Genomic DNA, 17538 nt, shown 5'->3' on the forward strand with positions numbered 1-17538 from the left:
TGAAATGTCGCAAACTATACTCCAGCAGCGAATCAGTCGCAAAAGCGGTGCCGTGAATTAAAGGGGCATTTTGAACGATACTGCTTTTGCGACAGCATAGTTAGCTTGATATAAAAGGAGGTGACTACATGACAGGTATGGCTGAGCTGATACTCTTCGGAATTAAGGCGGGTATCAGACTTGCTCAACAGGGCAAGAGAATTTATATTGAAACAACAATAGAGCGCGACCTTACGTTGCCTCTGCCAAACTTCGATATTAAACCTTCAATAGGTACTGCTGACGGGTATTTCCATGGTGCGGGGCAGATCTATGTAGACGAAAACCCGGATCTGAAAGAGCTTTACGATATCTCAATGAAGCAGACAAGAGAGATGACGAAGGATGAAAAACGCAGGTACATGGCATTTTATGTTGATTACCAGCGTGATGGCAATATCAGAGCCGGTGAAGTAGATGGAGATGATATCGGTCTTAGTAAAGAAGCGCTTTTGTCCATTGTAAGCGTTCGTCAATGGGCTAACCGGAAGAGTCCATTCCCGTCTCCGTTTCAGCGGATTGCCGGCACTCTGATCGAGGTCGGCATCGACTACTTTGCAAATATTCCCGGAGCAGTAGATGAGAAATCTTCCACAGGCAGAGTTTTGAAAGGATTTTTAAAATCGATCGATAATATCGATTTTGCCGAGGAGAAGGTTGATGTACTTATAAGAGACTTATTTATTGCAGTAATTGAAACCATAGGGGATAATCCGGCTCTTTTAAATGCTGACAAGAAAACTGAAAAGCTGGTTGAGGCTGTTGCAACGGGTCTTATTAAGGATGCAAAAGAGCGAATAGAAAAACTTGGGGGCCAAGATCTTGATAAGCGGGAGAATGTGCAGGATTGGACACAACTTGTGCTTCGCAGCGTACTTGCCAACGCCGGTGAAGTAATATACGCCAGTCCCGGCTTTTATTTAGAGATTGACGACCCGGTAAATCAGGTGCTTGTTGGTTCAGTGGGCAAATCAGTACTTGATGTAATCATTGATTCAGATACTGTTGATCTGTCAAAACTCATCAGTCGGGAAGGTCTTGATACAATAGTTAGAGCTGCTTTAAAAACGGTTTCTGAAAATCCGGAATTGATAGGAATCGATCATAAAGGTTTAACAAATATCTTAAGCCAGATAGCCATTGAACTTGCAGACTCATCCAGGGTTCTCGGTCCTGATATTATTCCGGAAGTTATGAGATTAGTTCTTGAAAAAACTGCCGGTAATGTCGAATTTCTCTGGCCGGATGAATTTAGAAATGATCCGGCAAAACATTTGCTGATAACAGCATCAAGTCAATTGCTCAATCTGCTTTCAAAGACACCTGGAGAAGGGCAATGGGCGCTTCGGCTTTCAAAAAGTCAGGTTGTTGAATTACTCAATGCAGTGTTAGATGAAGTGGTTGAAAATCCGGGCTGGCTTATCAGGGTTGCAGGAAAAGAGAGTTCCACACTTGCAACTGCCATAGAAGCCGCACTTGCAGTATTACGCAATATTCCGCCCGGACGCATCAGTCCTGAAACATTACTGAATGTAATTGAAGCTACGATTACGGCTGTGGCACTAAGGAGGGATCTGATATATGAGATACCCCTTTTCGGCAAGCAGCAAATGGCGATACTGGCTGTATTGGAAGTGGTCATTGACACGATCATGCCTGTTAATGCAAAACCCGATGTGCTGTGGATTTTGGGCCGCACTGAAATTTTTGTTGAGATAGTATCAACTGTACTGTCAAGGATATCAGAAACCGGTGTTTCCGAGGAGATTCTTTTAAAAATAAGAAAAGCCCTTAATGAAACCGTGGAGGTTATTGCCGCAGGCAAACAGTTTTCATTAGAGCCATTGCTGATAACCATAGAAAATATAAGCATGGTATAAATAGGAGGTGCCCATGTTACCAGCTATTTACAGGATAAATATAAATAAATTAATCCGCGTTTTTCTTGTACTTGCACTATTGTCTGTTATATCGGGTTGTGTATCTCATATCAAAGAACTAAGAGAGGCTCAAAATCATTTCAATTCCGCAGCAATGCTTGAAAACCAGTTGAAAACTGACCCTTTATCGGGTGATGCACTTGTGATCAGTGCCCAGGCAAATGCTTCATACCATCTTTCATCAAAAATACTTGCAAATCTTATAGATGAAAAGGAGCAAAAGCTTAGAAAAGATAATCTTCTTGGTACGGCATATACGCTCAAGGCTCTTGCCCAGTGGAGAATAGGACAATACGATGATGCAATAAACACTGTTGGCATGGCCAAAAGTGATAAAGAGATTAAACTCTTTCCCAGAGATCGCGCATTGATGAACGCACTGAGCGGTCTTATAAAAAACGATCAGGCACACGGACACATGGCGGCAAAAGATTACGATTATGACGGCATAAAGAGACTTTTGCTTTCTTCGATAGAAGATATCAACAGCCAGATTCGCGGTACTGACAGCCTTGGGTTATATCTTGTAATAGCAAGACTGTCAGTGTTAAAGAACTGGGCTGATCTAAGAGGAACACCAAAGGCTTTCACAAAAGATAAAATCATTCCTTCAGATTTTGACAAAGGGGTGGAAATCAAACAATGGTGCGTTTATGCCATTCCGGCCTGGAATGAATTCAGAGATGCTCTAAATAACGTCCAACCGGACAGGGCAGATTCAATATCAGGCTTTTGGGGTAAAAGGCTGGGAATGCCTGAGGCATGTCCGAATAATTAGAAACATTAATGCTATCCGGGCTGCTTCAAACCATATGATGATGAAATAAACAAGGAGATGAAACATGAATGAAACCATATCGGTTCTGATTGCGTTTGTCGGCATTCTGATTCTCCTCTCGACAGTCGTTCAATCAATTCAGGAGGCGTTAAAAAATATTCTGAAACTGCGGGTAGGTGTTTGGGAACGTTTTTTCATTGATCTGTATTCAAAAGAAACTGAGCTGCATTTATCTAAAGAATCATTTGCGGCACTTTTAAAGATATATCTTAGACGAATCAAGATGTATTTTAAACGAATCTGGAGCGGTAATTTTATCGGTGAGTTCGATAAGAGATTTGCCCGTCTGAAAGAAAAACTTATAAGCGCAGACAACACATTTAAAATGCTCAAAAAAAACTTGCGGACGATTATTGATCTTAATCCCAAGTCTACTGATACTCCAAAACTGATTATTAATCAGCTCCAGCCTCTTATAGAAGCAATTGAGCAGGCAAATGAACTATCATTATCCAAGTTCTTAAATATTCATGAGAAACTACTCAAAAACGAAGACTTTAAAAAGCTTGATGAAACAATTAAAAACTTTAAGATACAGTGCAATCAAATTGAGCAGTACCGGCAGTCTTCAATAGTATATAATACTGTTACAAATTTCCAGTCAGCATGCAGGAATCTTTTGGGAGCTATAGAAGCTGTTGAAGACAAAATATCGAAATATCGGTTTCATACGGAACAGAATATTGACTCATGGATAGGCCGTATAAATGAAGAATATCGCCAAAACATGCTTAAATGGACTTTAGTCATATGTCTTATTTTTGTGTTTAGTTTTAATGTTGATACATTTACAATTTATAAGTACTTGCAGTCTGATACCAAAGTACAGGATGAAATCGCTGAAAAAGTAAAAGAGATAAAACTCGTAAACCAAACTGCCGATCCGGATGATTTAAACAGTATCCATAAATTCTTACAAGAAAATAATTTACCGGAAACCAAAAAATACTCGAAGGACTTTCTGACCAGACTTGAAAGTGATTATCGCACAGTTGGTGCTAATGACGAAGCTGACAAAATAAAACAACTAAAGGATTCTGTTAACGAGATTGCTACCGGTAATAATAATGAAAGTGATAATAAACTGAAAGAGGAGAGCAAGAGAAAACTTGAAGAGAGCTACGCTAAAATCGTTGATTTTAATGTCCGGTTGCCTAAAGTAGTAATCGAAAAACATATTGGCGAACTGAGCGAGCTTGAACTTCCACTGGGATGGTCATCGGATAGACAGAAACTCAAAACATTGGAAGCCAAAAAAGACGCGACAGGTGCTTCAGAAGAAGCTTCTAATAAATACTGGGGGTTCATACTAAAAAAAATCGGCGGCCTTTTGTTGATGGCAATACTGATCACGTTTGGAGCTCCTTTTTGGAATGATATCCTGAAGTCTCTTGCGGGCATAAAGAACATTGCACAGAGAAAGTGAGATACCAAAGAGCCAGTTTCAAAACGCCCCATTTTGGCCGATCTCTGCGTTGGGCTTGACCAAACTGAAACGTTTTGAAAGTGGCTCCAAAGAGCAGATTTATAACTATTGTTATATAGCCTTAAAAAAAGAGAGAGCACATGAAAAAAATTGCATTTGTTTTCATAATTATATTCGTAGCTATTGATATCCTTTTTATAGTACTTGGCTATTTTTCCAAATCAGGAGAACCTGCCGGACTGGCTGATGGAGTATTGGCAAAATGCCCTGCAAAACCGAATTGTGTTTGCAGCGAGAAAATAAATGATGCCGTCCATTATATTGATCCTATCATAATCAGTCAAAAAAGTTCTGACGAAACTATGAAAATTATAAAAGATACTATTAAAGAATTGGGAGGTACAATTCAAACCGAAACCGGCCTCTATCTTGCTGCAACTTTTTCTTCAGCTATATTTGGGTTTATAGATGATATAGAAATCAGGATTGATTCAACAAATAATTTAATCCATATTCGCTCAGCATCCAGAGTTGGGTATGGTGATTTAGGTGCAAATAAAAAACGAACAGAATTAATTAAAGATTTGTATAATAAGAAGATAAAAAGTATTTGAATCTTAAATGGGTGCGCCCGGAACAAGACGATAGTGGCGGATATATGTTTGTTAAATATACCGTAAGCCAGGAATCGTTTGGTATCGCATTTATGGATAATGATGTTGTCGGGCAGGCTATAAATGACGGCTTGCTTAAAGGTGTGGTAAAAAAAGAAAAATGGTCTTCATCGGTTTGTATAACGGAAGAACAGCAGAAACTTCAAAAGTTTATCCTTAAAAAAGATAAAGAATTATTTAGGGAGATGAAGCATTTCCCGAAGTTAATATTGCCGGATAAAAAACCGAACGGGTAGCTGATAGGGGTACAATATTTGGATTTTATCTTATAGACTCGGGATAATTTAACTCCAAATGCGGTTACCCTGGGAAAGCTAATAGCCCGTCTTGATTTTCTGATATCACAGGCGCGCCCGGCAGGATTCGAACCTGCGGCCTACGGATTCGAAGTCCGACGCTCTATCCAGCTGAGCTACGGGCGCAAAAAAAAATGGGGTGAGTGAAGGGGATTGAACCCTCGACAACCGGGGCCACAACCCGGTGCTCTGCCAACTGAGCTACACCCACCATGTCAATTAAGTCTATTTAGCAAACTATGTAATCCGTTTCAAGATATAATTTACTATTTTTTAAAAATCTTGACACATATATTTTTGAAATGGTAAAAGAACAACGTTAATTGCATAATAAAATGCAATATAATCCTTGCTCCGGTAACCGGGGCTTTATATCCACGAGGAGGTTTTATGAGAAGGTACGAGACAACTGTTATTATCAATCCTGATGTTCCACCTGAAAACAGGGCCCCCCTTTTAGAAAAAATTAATGAAACTATCACTCAGAAAGACGGATTTCTTGTTAAGCTCAACGAATGGGGAGCCCAGAAACTTGCCTACGAAATAAAGAAGAAAAATCGCGGCTATTATGTCCATATTGATTTTTGCGGGACAGGCGTGCTTGTAAGTGAGATGGAACGTTTCTTCCGTATAGACGATCGGGTTCTTAAATTCATGACCATATTGCTTGAAAAAGATGCGGATATCGAAAAGATAAAAGCAAGAATGGCTGAAATTGAAGCAGAAGCTGCTTCATCCGCCCAAGAGGACAAGTCGGAAAATGCTGAAACTCCTGCTGATGAGAACAAACCGGCACCGGAAGAGGCAAAAACAGAAAACGATAGCAGCGAAAAGGAGTAGAAGATGGCTTACGATAATCAGGGCAGAGGACAACAGGTTGATGGGGATAAAAAGAAAAAAAGAGTATTTCACAGACGCAAAGTTTGCCGTTTTTGCGCGGATTCAACTATTGTAATTGACTACAAAGATTTTAAATCACTCAGATATTTTACCACTGAAAGAGGAAAGATTATCCCAAGGCGCATTTCAGGTACATGTGCAAAACACCAGAGAGTCTTAACGCATGCTATAAAGCGTGCAAGGACAATAGCTCTTTTGCCTTACGTGGGGACTTTGGATTTTTAGCTATATATCTTATATAAGATAGGGCTTTTTGAGCGGAGGCTGGGATAGTGGCATATGCCGAAGGAGAGATATTTAAAGACACGTTGAAAGGGATTTCCATAGCGAGTCTTTTGTGTTTGGCATGTTTATCTATTCCGCTAATAGGTATTTTATGCGCCCTGCTTGTTCCCTTGCCGATACTGTTTTATAGTTCCAAATTAGGCAGAAGGTCAGGGCTTAAGATATTTGGCGCAACTATTTTTGTAATTATATGTGTGTTACGCTCTGTATCAATAGACCTTGTGTTTTTTGCCGAACTTCTATTCTTGGGATTTATATTCAGCGAATTTTTTCGGGTTGACCTATCTATAGAAAAAACTATTGGATATGCATGTTTCAGCATTCTGGCGACAGGAACAATTGCTCTGGTCATATTTGGCAACATTCACGGTTCGGGAATTTATGATATAATTTCAGAGTATGTTGCAATAAATTTGAAGCAATCCATTGAGTTATATAAACAAATGGGCATACCTGAAGAAAACATACGAATGCTTTTAGACAATATAGAGCTTGTTCAGTATATTTTTATAAGGATAATCCCATCGCTTGCAATTGCCTCAACTCTGTTTTTAAGCTGGGTAACTTTGTTGATAGCAAAACCTTTGTTTGCCAAAAAGAAACTTTTTTATCCTGATTTTGGCACACTGAATTTGTGGAAAGCACCTGAGCAGCTTGTATGGGTTGTGATAGGAGCTTTTCTGATGCTTTTGGTCCCTGACAAAGCCATTATGATGTTCGGGGCAAATATTTTGCTTGTTATGATGCCGATATACTTTTTTCAGGGTATAGCCATTGTATCTTATTATTTTGCAAAAAAGCAGCTCCCCAAAGGGCTAAGAGTTTTATTATACAGCGTAATTGCTTTACAATATATTGCGGCTGTGCTTATAACAGGTCTTGGTTTTTTTGATATCTGGCTTAATGTCAGAAAAACAGAAAACCCTCAAAAAAGTTGATGTACTTGCTATAGGACAAGACGATTAACTTTGAATATATAAATTTTGAAATTTGACGGCTTAATTATGCTGCTTTCATGGCAGCACAAAAAGCCCGCTTTTATTTGGAGGTTAATAATGGAAGTAATATTGAAAGAAACTATTGAATCACTTGGCATTATCGGCTCTATCGTAAATGTTAAGGATGGGTATGCAAGAAACTATCTTTTACCCCAGAAAAAGGCTGTGCCAAACACCTTGCACAACCTTAAGCTGCTTGAGCGTGAAAAAGTCAAAGTAGAAGTTCTTATAGCAAAAGAAAAAGGTCTTGCAGAAGAAGTAGCTAAAAAAATCGATGGGGTAGTCTGTAAGTTAACAGCAAAGGTCAGCGAGGGAGACCGCCTGTATGGATCGGTTTCTGCAAGAGAGATAGTTGATGCACTGGAAGCACAGGGCATTGTTGTTGAGAAAAATATGGTGTTGCTTGATGAACCCATAAAAACATTAGGCACTTTTTCCATACCTGTTCGGGTATATAAGGGAGTTAAACCGACAATAACTGTCGAAGTTGCGCCTGAGTAAATTATTATTATATCAAATTCAATGACAAGGACTAAACAACAAGGCGCAAAAGATACATCTTTGCTAAGGGTTCCTCCCCAGAGTATCGAGGCCGAGGAATCTTTGCTAAGCGCTATTTTGTTCGATAATAACACATTACTTGACATTGTAGAGATTCTCTCTCCTGATGATTTTTATAAGTCTGTTCATCAGATAATTTATTCGGCTGTGTTGGAGCTTTTTAACAAAAGTGAACCGGTTGATCTTGTTACATTATCCAATGCCCTAAAAGAACAGGGCAAGATTGAACAAATTGGCGGAGCAACATATTTAGCCAGGCTTTTAGATATTCCTCTTGCAACAAATGCATCGCATTACGCCAGAATAGTATACGAAAAAGCATGTTTAAGAAGACTTATCGAACAGGCGAATAACATTGTAAGAAAATGTTTTGAAGATGGCGGGAATCTTGATGAGATACTCGATTATTCCCAAAGCTCAATCTTTGAAATATCCGAAAAGAAAATAAAGCAGGCCTTTTATCCTTTAAAAGACTTAATAAATGTTAATATTGATGCTCTTGAGGAAAGACAGGGGAAAAGAGCCCTTGTTACCGGTGTAGAGACAGGCTTTACCGATCTTGATAAGATGACATCGGGTTTTCAGAAATCAGATCTTATAATTATTGCTGCGCGTCCCGGTATGGGCAAGACCGCGTTTGCCTTAAATATTGCCAGAAATGCAGCCGTTAAATCAAATACCCCCGTTGCCGTTTTTTCGCTTGAAATGTCCAAGGAGCAGTTATCATTAAGAATGCTATGTTCAGAAGCAAAAGTGGATTCTTCGCGTGTAAGAAGCGGATTCTTAAGTAATGAAGACTGGAAAAGCCTTACGGATGCAGCAGGAATGTTATCCGAACAACCCATATTTATAGATGATTCTCCGGCTATATCCGTTATGGAAATTCGGGCTAAAGCCCGCAGGCTTACAATGAATAAAGGACTTGGACTTGTTATTGTAGATTATCTTCAACTCATGCGAAGTTCACTTCCTACTGAACGCAGGGATCTTGAAATTGCTGATATATCAAGGTCCTTAAAAGCTCTTGCAAAAGAGTTAAGTGTTCCTGTTATTGCGCTGTCCCAGCTAAACAGAAAACTTGAAGACCGGGCGGATAAAAGACCACAGCTTGCCGATTTGAGAGAGTCGGGAGCCCTTGAGCAGGATGCAGATGTGGTAGCCTTTATTTACAGGGACGAAGTATATAATAAGAGTGAAGATAATCCCCATAGAAACACCGCAGAAATTTTGCTTGAGAAACAAAGAAACGGGCCTACAGGTAAAATCACTTTGACTTTTATGAGCGCATTTACATTATTTAAGGATATGGCAATAGACAGATACAACACAGGAGAAGACCAACCATGATATAAGGGGGCCTGAATGCTTAGAACAATTAGAAAGTATATCTTAATTGGTATTGCGATTTGTGCCGTTTATTTCTTCCTGGATAATCATATAATCCTTGATGGAAAGAATATTCATCTTCTTAAGAAAAGTGAGTTGACCTTTGTTTACACATTTTATGAGCTTGAAGATAAGAGGCCGGAGACAATAATGAAAATTGATGATCTCAGATATGACGGTATCGGAGATCTTCTGGTGGAACTTGGGAAAATCTCTGAAAGAGAAAAAATCAGGCTTGAAAATAAATACGATGCCGAAAATTAAAATAACAGGTGCAATTTCCCTTAAAAGAAAGCTTATATAAATGACTGAAGCTAAGATTACCATAAATACTGACGGTACGTTAAATGTTCCCGATTTCCCAATTATCCCATTTATTAAAGGAGATGGTACAGGGCCTGATATCTGGAATGCGGCAAGCCAGGTGTTTGATAAAGCTGTGGCAAGCGCATACAAAGGCAAAAGAGAAATAAAATGGCTTGAAATACTGGCCGGTGAGAAGGCATTTAAAAATACAGGAAAATGGCTTCCCGAAGAAACCATTAATGCTATCAGAAACCATGTTGTTGCCATAAAAGGTCCTATGACTACACCTGTAGGAAAAGGCATAAGAAGTGTTAATGTTTCTTTAAGACAAAAACTTGATCTTTATTCTTGCATTCGTCCTGTGAAATATATCGATTCCGTTCCGAGCCCTATGAAAAATCCTGAAAAAGTCGATATGGTTATTTTCAGAGAAAATACCGAGGATTTATATGCAGGAATAGAATGGGAAGAAGGAAGTGAAGGCGCTTTTGAGATCAGAAACTTTCTGGCAAATAATATGGGAGTTTTTCTTCCCGAAGATGCAGGTATCGGAATTAAGCCGATCAGCAAAAAAAACAGCAAGCGTCTTGTTGCAAAAGCTATATCCTATGCGGTTTCTGAAGGACTTTCCAGTGTGACCCTGATGCACAAGGGCAATATCATGAAATTTACCGAAGGCGCTTTTGTAAAATGGGGTTACGAAGTTGCAAAGGAAATGTTTGGAGATAAAACGATAACCGAACAGGAGCTTTTTGATAAATATAACGGAAAAAGACCCGAAGGAAAAGTAATAATAAAAGACCGTATTGCAGATATGCTTTTTCAGCAGGTTCTGTTGAGGCCTGAAGAATATGATGTTATTGCTACTCCGAACTTAAACGGTGATTATATTTCTGATGCTCTTGCCGCCCAGGTTGGTGGTCTCGGCATGGCTCCTGGCGCGAATATCGGAGATTTTTGCGCTGTTTTTGAGGCAACTCACGGCACAGCGCCAAAGTATGCCGATAAAGATATAGTAAATCCCAGTTCCCTAATTCTTTCCGGTGCCATGATGTTTGATTATATGCAATGGGACGAAGTTTCCGAATTGATAAGATCCAGCCTGCAGGCAACCATTAATAATAAAATTGTGACATATGATCTTGCGCGCCAGATGGAAGGCGCTAAAAAGGTAAAATGTTCACAGTTTGCCGCTGCAATCATCGAAAAGATGGGCACACTTTAAATACTTATGATCCGCATAGCGGAGATATTGAAAGAAGCTGTTTTTCCTTCCAGGTGTATTGTGTGCGGTTCTTTTTTTCACGGTTTTTCTAAAAACAATTCTGTAGATATTGATAATTTAGCGGACAAGCTGTCCGAAATGGAAAACATCACGTTTGAAAGAGTAATGTATCCATTCCTTTGTGCCGCCTGCTGTGACGATTATTTGCCTGTAGAATCTCCAATATGTTCCTCATGCGGGACTGTTTTTAAAAGCCGTGAGGGCGAAGACCATCTTTGCCAGAAATGCATTGAACATCCAAAACGTTTTGGAAAAGCCCGTGCTATATTTCTCTACAGCCAGGCAGTGATGGAAGTAATTCATTCTTTCAAATACAAAGGAAAGCTTCAGGTTGCAGCTTCTCTTGAATTACTTCTTTTTTCCGTACTTATGCGGCACTGGAAACTAAGTGATTTTGATATTGTTATTCCTGTTCCCCTGCATATAAAACGTTTCAGGGCAAGGGGATTTAATCAGGCCTATTTTCTTATAAGAAATTTAAAAGAATTAGCTGAAAGGTTCATGGTTGAATCAGGCCGGATTGAAATAGGCAAAGATGTCATTGAAAGAACCGTATGGACTCAGCCGCAAACCGGTCTGGGGCGCGAAGAAAGAATAAAAAATATCAAAGGAGCTTTTACAGTTAAGGAATCTTCTAAAGTAAAGGCAAAGAGAATTCTTTTAGTAGATGATGTATATACTACCGGAGCCACAGTTGACGAATGCGCAAAAGTTCTTATGAAAAGTGGAGCAAAAAGCGTTGATGTTCTTACTCTTGCAAGAGCGATTTGACAGATACGACAAATAAGAGTGCTAATCACAATCTCCTTACTTTAAAACTATCATCCACACCAACCCCTTTTCCGGAAAGAAATAATTATATGCATCCCCTATTTTCTAATGATCAAGAAATAATGCCACATAGCTATAACATAAATTGTTTGATTTTAGATAAATATTAAAGTAGAAAAAAACCTGATTTGAAATACAGATATTTTCACATACATTAATTATTGAGCTTTACTATGATACTTAATAAGATTTTTAGATATCTGATTCTTTGTGCTCTGCCTTTTATTCTTCCGGCTCTTGCTTGTGCAGAAAACCTGTCAGAAATTCCTGCTATTAAGTTCCAGGTATCAAAGCAATCCGTTTCACTTGTAAGATTGAGCGATATCGGAGCTACAGAAATCGTAGCCAATAAGAATATTGCCTTAATCAATAGCGGCAGAAGTATTCGGGTGCTTAAAGCCAATAGCAACAAAATTGAAAACAAGTTGATTAGCGCACTTCCTCATAACTCATTTTGGTATGGCCCAGTATGCGTTATGAGGGATAGTTTTGTCATTGCTGTAACTGAATATCCGGAAGAACAAAGAAGTAAAGAAATAAACACGCATAGAGGTGGATTTAAAGCAGGGCCATCCTCGAACAGATTTATTATTATTACTCCATCTTCTCCTGATCGTTATATAAAGACACTCAAAGTATCTTCTCGGCCGCCACTAAATTATGACGGAATTAAAGTCGTTAAAAGTAATCAGTTTTCTGCTCATGTGCAAAGCTGTGCTTGGGACGGAAATGAGATATATTTTGGAAGCTACGGTTCATTTGGAAAAGCAAACTTTGAGAAGGGTACTATCGATTTGGTTGAAGAAGATGAAGGGCTTGCATTTAACCGATTTGCATTGCTTGTCGAGAGAAAGGCTATTTGGGTTGGAATTGATGAGGGTGGAATGGGTGGCGCATTCCTTGAGATGAAACCTTTGGAAGGTGAATCACGGTCATTCTCCATAAATACTGAAAATGATATAATTTCTTTCAATACTCTCTTGCGGCATCGAGGGTTATTGCTCGTTGGAACAAGTCACGGGCTATTTATGTTAAACGAAGCTTCTGGAAAATTTCAATGTTTCGATTTTGGTGAGAGCCTCTCTGGGCTGTCAGTGAGTTCACTGGTAAGCTGCAAAGGGCTTCTCTGGGTGTTTATTGGGGGAGAATGGTTAACTGTTGATATAAAAAAGAACCACGCTGTTCATTACATCAATACAAGTTCTACCAAGTTGTCGACCGGTATTCCTTTTGGTAATGGATGGATCTTAGGTGGAGTTTCCGGTGTATGGAAGTGCCAATTTGCTTCAAGATAAACACATTTGCAATTACGATTATTGTATCGAACAATAAACGATAAAGCCGTTTGGCGTTGATGAATACATACTCTCTGTAATATTTAAAAAGGAATAATAACCTTGAGTGAACTAAAACACTGGAAATGGTTAAAGGGACAATTACCGGAATGGATTGATAGGGGTATTATTACTTCCGAGCAGTCGGAGAGAATAATCAATGAGCAGCCGATTGAACAGGGGCATAGCCTGCTGACGCGTATTTTAATAAGTATCAGCGCTCTTCTAATCGGTCTTGGAGTCATCAGCTTTTTTGCCTATAACTGGCAGGACATGACAAAATGGATGAAGCTTGCTACCATATTTTTGTCATTTATTATTGCTCATGGAGTCGGACTATGGCTGGGCCGAAAACCTGAAAAAAATGCACATACCGAATTCTGGCATCTGCTTGGTTCTTTTCTATTTGGCGCTGCAATTATCCTTATTGCACAAATTTATCATATTGACGAACACGCCCCCAATGGTATTCTTCTTTGGTCGCTTGGGCCCCTGATGATGATGTTTATCCTTAAATCGACTCCACAAATGCTATTGTATGCCGTTTTGGTTATTGTTTGGCAAATAATGGAAATAGAATTTCATACATCTCAGTCATGGGCGGTTTTCTATGTTTGTACATCGGTTATACTATTTTCCATTTATAAAAAGCACTGGTTTCCTGTAGCAATCGCAACCGTTTCCATAGTAGTTGTTTCTGCAATACAGTGTCGTTTCAGTAGCGTTAATCCATTGGCTGTTCTGCTTTGTCTTGGTGCCATGTGTGTCGGTGTCGGTCTTTTAATCAGAAGATCATCCTACGCAAGCTGTGCAGTAACTCCGGAAGCAATTGGGCTTATTCTTTATATTATAATGCTTATTGCTTTCACATTTCCGGAAATCATAAAAGAGTCTTTTTTATCAAGAAAATATACTAAAGATGTAAGTATTATTTATCCCTTGTTAATCACCTTTGCAGTATTATCCATTTGGGGATCGTTCTTATTGCCTTTAAAAACTTTGTCCGAACGCATTAAATCCTTACCACAGAAAAGCAATCTGCTTGTTTTTGCCGGATTTATTTTAGTCATTATAATTCTGTTTGCAGGCATATCCTCTGCATCTTATGAGTCGAAAAACGTTCTTAAAAACGTGGCAGCCATCGGGTTTAACATCATTGCTTTGATTCATGGAATTGTACTTATTTTTTCCGGAACCGGTTCTGGAAGAACAGGCGTATCTTTTGCCGGATGCATTATTGTTATCATCGTTATCATATCACGCTTTATGTCTTTTACGGATAATCTTCTGATTCGATCCGCATGTTTCTTATTGGCAGGAACATTTACATTGATGATTTCCATTAAAACTTCAAAAGTAAAGAAGATTGCAGGTGCAAATGCTTAAACGAAAAAATACATTAATAATAGTTGCGGTGTTGTTGCAATGTATTGCTTTGGCGGCAATTTGTTTTCAACGTGAAATAATACTTCATTCCGGAAATGTTGTTTATATGCGCACTGCTCCGGTAGATCCCAGAGATCTGTTTCGCGGAGATTATGTCAGGCTAAACTATGAGGCTTCAACTATTCCAAAAAATCTAATCACAGATGATCTTTGGGACAAAATAAAATCCGAGAATTGCGTGTATGTAATATATGAAACTGATGATCGAAATGTTATGATTCCAAAGAAATTGTCCGTAAATAAACCACCTGCTACCGAGAAGTATATTCGCGCATACACTACAGGAAAAATGTCTTGGGATGCTTTTCTGCGGTACGGTATTGAAAAATATTTTATGGAACAGGGCAAGGGACGCACGCTTGAAAAGGGCAAGACGCTGAAAGGCATTCATATACCCCTTGAAATGGAAGTTGCAATCGGCAAAGGAAACGGAATAGCGGTTTTAAAAGGATATCGGTACGCCGATCTTGGAATGAATATAGTGACCCCCAAAAGAAAAGATGAGAATGAAAATAAATCTTTTTGCATCACACTTAAAATTGTTAACGCATCCAATAAACCTCTATCAATAATACAACCGGAGGACAACAGAACTTTTGAAATTGAGATATTGTCCAACAGAAATGAAAAAGAACCTATTGAGATAAGTGCTCCCGAAAATATAAGCATGTTTTACACTCAGTCTGACATAAAAATTATTGCACCGGAATCTGTATATGATGTTAAAATTGATTTAAGCAATTCCGGTTACAAATTGCATAAAGGTGGTAAGGAGATTTCATGGAATGATTTTTTTGCAGGATACCAAAATGCTCGCATTAAATATGTTTCTCCTTCACCAGAAAAGCTGGAAGGATTGAAAGGAGCTGAATCCCTATGGAAAGGAGTCATATACAGCCGAAATTTCACAAGGTATGATTTGTCGAATTAATATGAAAGACAATGGTGCAAAAAAGTATTTTAGTATCAAAGGAAACAGTTCCAAAAAGTTTTAGAGAAAGGTTTATTGTTTCATGAATGAAATTCTACTGGACAACATAAAGATTAAATTGGATCTTACTCCTCTTTTAAAAAAAGTAAGGTTAACAGAAAATCATAACCGCTTTAATTCCTTTAAGGCTTTTTTCGATGAGGCTTATTCCGTATACAGGCCCAAGGTTTTATACAAGCCGCTTTATATTGATAAAAAAGAACAGGAGCAGGTGGTTATGGAAGAGATAGTATTTAAAAGCCGCATTCTTGCAGTAAATCTGGCAGATGTTCACCGGGTATTTGCCTTTATTGCCACCTGTGGAACCGAGCTGGATCAATGGGCAAAAAAGAGAGAAAAAATGCTTGAAGAGTTTTGGGCTGATATAATAATGCAAAGCGTTCTTTTTGAGGCAATTGATGTTATGAATGAAAATATCGCCCAAAATTTCAATCCGGGAAAAACAGCTTTTATGACACCTGGCTCTCTTGAGCAGTGGCCTTTAGAAGAACAGCAAACCTTGTTTTCCGCTTTTAGCAATGTCGAAAAATCCATTGGAGTTCAAATCAATGATGAGTTTATCATGACTCCCCGCCATTCTGTATCAGGAATCATCTTTCCAGCCGAAGTTGATTATGAAAACTGTCAGTTATGCCCTAAAGAAGAATGTCCTGGAAGACGGGCAGCGTATGATAAGAATCTATATGATCAGCGCTATTCAATTAAGGCTTTATCGCAATAGTTACATATACTGCTTAGAACTTGGCCATTTCATAATTTCGATATCATATCGAGCGAAGCGAGATATCTTTTACAGGTTCTAATATCTATTAAGATTTCTCACTTCGCTCGAAATGACAATATGTAATCGGATTTATGAGTTTATATTACTACGATGTCACCGTAATCTTTCTGGGCATAGCTTTATCTGCTTTAGGCAGAACCAACCTGAGGACGCCGTCTTCTATTCTTGCTTCAATTTTATTCTGATCAATAACTTCCGAAAGAGTGAACTGTCTATAGTACTTTCCTATTTGAAATTCTATTATTACATCCGACTCATCAGATTCTTCCCATGGTTTAACATCTCCTGAGATTGTTAAAACTCCTTCATGTAAATCTATAGTTATATTTTCGCCAGTCACTCCCGGCATATCTGCAAGCAAAGTGATTTCGCGCTCTGTTTCGAAAATATCCACAGCCGGTGTAAATACCAACCCTTCCTGTGTATACTCGGCAGGATTAATAACCTCATGTTTTTCTTTTACTTTTAAATCTTTGGTATCAGACATTTTTATAATCCTCCTTAAACGAAATCTTTATTTTACACTTATCTGCCTTGGTTTTGATGCTTCTGATTTTGGGATTACTACCTTAAGCAGTCCATTTTTCATCTGTGCCTCAACCTTTTCGTTATTGATCTCACCCGGAAGACTAATGATTCTTGAAAATTTGCCTGCTTCGCGCTCACTGCGATGGTATTTAATGTCTTTTCCTTCAGAAGGAATTTTTCGTTCACCTGATATCGTAAGGTTTTTCCCCATGACCTGAATATCCAGATCCTGAGCTTTCAAGCCCGGTAACTCTGCACGCACATAATAGTTATTCTGATTTTCTGTAAGATTGATCAAAGGAAAAACTCCGGCAGTCGTATAACCCCATGATGGTGAACCTCTAAACATCAAGCCGGAAAGTGCATCCATCTGACTTTTCATTTGATCCATTTCGGTAAACAGATTCCTTCTCCCAAATTCAGGGAAATCAAATATTCTTCTTATAGCCATTTGTTATCCCTCCTTCATTGATTAAGTTGTTTGTTTATTCGATCATATTGTTACTGGTTTGCAAAAAACGCTTTATGCTTTGTTACGTTTATTTATCCACAGCAGCATACAAATGCGGATATATAGAATCCAAGATAAATATCTAAGTTATTAATAAATATATAATTGCATTATTTTATTTGACTTAATGGAAGGGAAGCAGATAATTTATTGCCATAGTTTCGCCCTCCATTTTTTAG

The 17538-nt window shown here is 38.6% G+C and carries 19 protein-coding genes and 2 tRNA genes; 17 read left to right on the forward strand and 4 right to left on the reverse strand.

The annotated features are described in order from the left end of the window. The first annotated feature begins 128 nt into the window (after positions 1–128). The 5 genes from KKC46_14155 to KKC46_14175 all read left to right on the forward strand — a co-directional run bounded on the left by KKC46_14155 (position 129) and on the right by KKC46_14175 (position 5153). Positions 129–1919: a hypothetical protein gene (locus KKC46_14155; GenBank protein ID MBU1054952.1), complete on the forward strand. Its 1791-nt coding sequence runs from the start codon at positions 129–131 to the stop codon at positions 1917–1919. Positions 1920–1932: 13 nt separating this feature from the next. Next, positions 1933–2757, forward strand: a complete 825-nt coding sequence (locus tag KKC46_14160) for a hypothetical protein (GenBank protein ID MBU1054953.1) — start codon at positions 1933–1935, stop codon at positions 2755–2757. A gap of 64 nt (positions 2758–2821) precedes the next feature. Beyond that, positions 2822–4243: a hypothetical protein gene (locus KKC46_14165; GenBank protein ID MBU1054954.1), complete on the forward strand. Its 1422-nt coding sequence runs from the start codon at positions 2822–2824 to the stop codon at positions 4241–4243. A gap of 140 nt (positions 4244–4383) precedes the next feature. After that, positions 4384–4857: a DUF1499 domain-containing protein gene (locus KKC46_14170; GenBank protein MBU1054955.1), complete on the forward strand. Its 474-nt coding sequence runs from the start codon at positions 4384–4386 to the stop codon at positions 4855–4857. Further along, a complete protein-coding gene (locus KKC46_14175) occupies positions 4854–5153 on the forward strand; it encodes a hypothetical protein (protein MBU1054956.1) in 300 nt (99 codons plus the stop codon). Before KKC46_14170 ends, KKC46_14175 begins: the two co-directional genes overlap by 4 nt. Before the next feature lie 112 nt (positions 5154–5265). Here the strand turns inward: KKC46_14175 and KKC46_14180 are convergent. Next, positions 5266–5339 (reverse strand) — tRNA-Arg (locus KKC46_14180). A gap of 9 nt (positions 5340–5348) precedes the next feature. After that, positions 5349–5424 (reverse strand) — tRNA-His (locus KKC46_14185). A 179-nt stretch (positions 5425–5603) separates the two neighbouring features. On the opposite strand from KKC46_14185, the gene rpsF reads away from it, so the two are divergent. The 12 genes from rpsF to KKC46_14245 all read left to right on the forward strand — a co-directional run bounded on the left by rpsF (position 5604) and on the right by KKC46_14245 (position 16257). Continuing rightward, complete coding sequence (gene rpsF / locus KKC46_14190) at positions 5604–6053, forward strand: 30S ribosomal protein S6 (protein ID MBU1054957.1); 450 nt, start codon at positions 5604–5606, stop codon at positions 6051–6053. A gap of 3 nt (positions 6054–6056) precedes the next feature. Further along, entirely contained in the window at positions 6057–6338 is a 282-nt protein-coding gene (rpsR, locus tag KKC46_14195; protein ID MBU1054958.1) for a 30S ribosomal protein S18, read from the forward strand. A 47-nt stretch (positions 6339–6385) separates the two neighbouring features. Beyond that, positions 6386–7336, forward strand: coding sequence for a YybS family protein (locus KKC46_14200; GenBank protein ID MBU1054959.1), 951 nt, complete (start codon positions 6386–6388; stop codon positions 7334–7336). A gap of 117 nt (positions 7337–7453) precedes the next feature. Beyond that, positions 7454–7897: a 50S ribosomal protein L9 gene (gene rplI / locus KKC46_14205; GenBank protein ID MBU1054960.1), complete on the forward strand. Its 444-nt coding sequence runs from the start codon at positions 7454–7456 to the stop codon at positions 7895–7897. Positions 7898–7918: 21 nt separating this feature from the next. After that, a complete protein-coding gene (dnaB, locus tag KKC46_14210) occupies positions 7919–9304 on the forward strand; it encodes a replicative DNA helicase (protein MBU1054961.1) in 1386 nt (461 codons plus the stop codon). 15 nt (positions 9305–9319) lie between these two features. Continuing rightward, positions 9320–9607: a hypothetical protein gene (locus KKC46_14215; protein MBU1054962.1), complete on the forward strand. Its 288-nt coding sequence runs from the start codon at positions 9320–9322 to the stop codon at positions 9605–9607. A gap of 40 nt (positions 9608–9647) precedes the next feature. Next, complete coding sequence (icd, locus tag KKC46_14220; GenBank protein MBU1054963.1) at positions 9648–10874, forward strand: isocitrate dehydrogenase (NADP(+)); 1227 nt, start codon at positions 9648–9650, stop codon at positions 10872–10874. Positions 10875–10901: 27 nt separating this feature from the next. After that, on the forward strand, positions 10902–11705 hold the full coding sequence (locus KKC46_14225; protein ID MBU1054964.1) for a ComF family protein: 804 nt from the start codon (positions 10902–10904) through the stop codon (positions 11703–11705). A gap of 233 nt (positions 11706–11938) precedes the next feature. Further along, complete coding sequence (locus tag KKC46_14230) at positions 11939–13060, forward strand: hypothetical protein (GenBank protein MBU1054965.1); 1122 nt, start codon at positions 11939–11941, stop codon at positions 13058–13060. Between the two features lie 102 nt (positions 13061–13162). Continuing rightward, the gene (locus KKC46_14235) at positions 13163–14485 is read left to right on the forward strand and encodes a DUF2157 domain-containing protein (GenBank protein MBU1054966.1); all 1323 of its coding nucleotides are present in this window, start codon (positions 13163–13165) and stop codon (positions 14483–14485) included. Next, positions 14478–15476 carry a GDYXXLXY domain-containing protein gene (locus KKC46_14240; GenBank protein ID MBU1054967.1) on the forward strand — a complete coding sequence of 333 codons (999 nt, stop codon included), beginning with the start codon at positions 14478–14480 and terminating at the stop codon, positions 15474–15476. The genes KKC46_14235 and KKC46_14240 overlap by 8 nt, the downstream gene beginning before the upstream one ends. A gap of 82 nt (positions 15477–15558) precedes the next feature. Further along, entirely contained in the window at positions 15559–16257 is a 699-nt protein-coding gene (locus KKC46_14245) for a vitamin B12 dependent methionine synthase (protein ID MBU1054968.1), read from the forward strand. Positions 16258–16405: 148 nt separating this feature from the next. On the opposite strand, the gene KKC46_14250 is transcribed toward KKC46_14245, so the two are convergent. After that, positions 16406–16807 carry an Hsp20/alpha crystallin family protein gene (locus KKC46_14250; protein ID MBU1054969.1) on the reverse strand — a complete coding sequence of 134 codons (402 nt, stop codon included), beginning with the start codon at positions 16805–16807 and terminating at the stop codon, positions 16406–16408. Positions 16808–16834: 27 nt separating this feature from the next. Next, a complete protein-coding gene (locus KKC46_14255; GenBank protein MBU1054970.1) occupies positions 16835–17299 on the reverse strand; it encodes an Hsp20/alpha crystallin family protein in 465 nt (154 codons plus the stop codon). Positions 17300–17538: the final 239 nt, after the last annotated feature.

The sequence above is a fragment of the Pseudomonadota bacterium genome (genome assembly GCA_018817425.1).
In the GTDB taxonomy this organism is placed as follows: domain Bacteria; phylum Desulfobacterota; class Desulfobacteria; order Desulfobacterales; family RPRI01; genus RPRI01.

Bases quoted from the DNA above. Each gene is read 5' to 3' on its own strand.
- KKC46_14155 (MBU1054952.1), top strand. From the start codon at position 129: ATGACAGGTATGGCTGAGCTGATACTCTTCGGAATTAAGGCGGGTATC.
- KKC46_14160 (MBU1054953.1), top strand. From the start codon at position 1,933: ATGTTACCAGCTATTTACAGGATAAATATAAATAAATTAATCCGCGTT.
- KKC46_14165 (MBU1054954.1), top strand. From the start codon at position 2,822: ATGAATGAAACCATATCGGTTCTGATTGCGTTTGTCGGCATTCTGATT.
- KKC46_14170 (MBU1054955.1), top strand. From the start codon at position 4,384: ATGAAAAAAATTGCATTTGTTTTCATAATTATATTCGTAGCTATTGAT.
- rpsF (MBU1054957.1), top strand. From the start codon at position 5,604: ATGAGAAGGTACGAGACAACTGTTATTATCAATCCTGATGTTCCACCT.
- rpsR (MBU1054958.1), top strand. From the start codon at position 6,057: ATGGCTTACGATAATCAGGGCAGAGGACAACAGGTTGATGGGGATAAA.
- rplI (MBU1054960.1), top strand. From the start codon at position 7,454: ATGGAAGTAATATTGAAAGAAACTATTGAATCACTTGGCATTATCGGC.
- dnaB (MBU1054961.1), top strand. From the start codon at position 7,919: ATGACAAGGACTAAACAACAAGGCGCAAAAGATACATCTTTGCTAAGG.
- KKC46_14215 (MBU1054962.1), top strand. From the start codon at position 9,320: ATGCTTAGAACAATTAGAAAGTATATCTTAATTGGTATTGCGATTTGT.
- icd (MBU1054963.1), top strand. From the start codon at position 9,648: ATGACTGAAGCTAAGATTACCATAAATACTGACGGTACGTTAAATGTT.
- KKC46_14230 (MBU1054965.1), top strand. From the start codon at position 11,939: ATGATACTTAATAAGATTTTTAGATATCTGATTCTTTGTGCTCTGCCT.
- KKC46_14240 (MBU1054967.1), top strand. From the start codon at position 14,478: ATGCTTAAACGAAAAAATACATTAATAATAGTTGCGGTGTTGTTGCAA.
- KKC46_14245 (MBU1054968.1), top strand. From the start codon at position 15,559: ATGAATGAAATTCTACTGGACAACATAAAGATTAAATTGGATCTTACT.
- KKC46_14250 (MBU1054969.1), bottom strand. From the start codon at position 16,807: ATGTCTGATACCAAAGATTTAAAAGTAAAAGAAAAACATGAGGTTATT.
- KKC46_14255 (MBU1054970.1), bottom strand. From the start codon at position 17,299: ATGGCTATAAGAAGAATATTTGATTTCCCTGAATTTGGGAGAAGGAAT.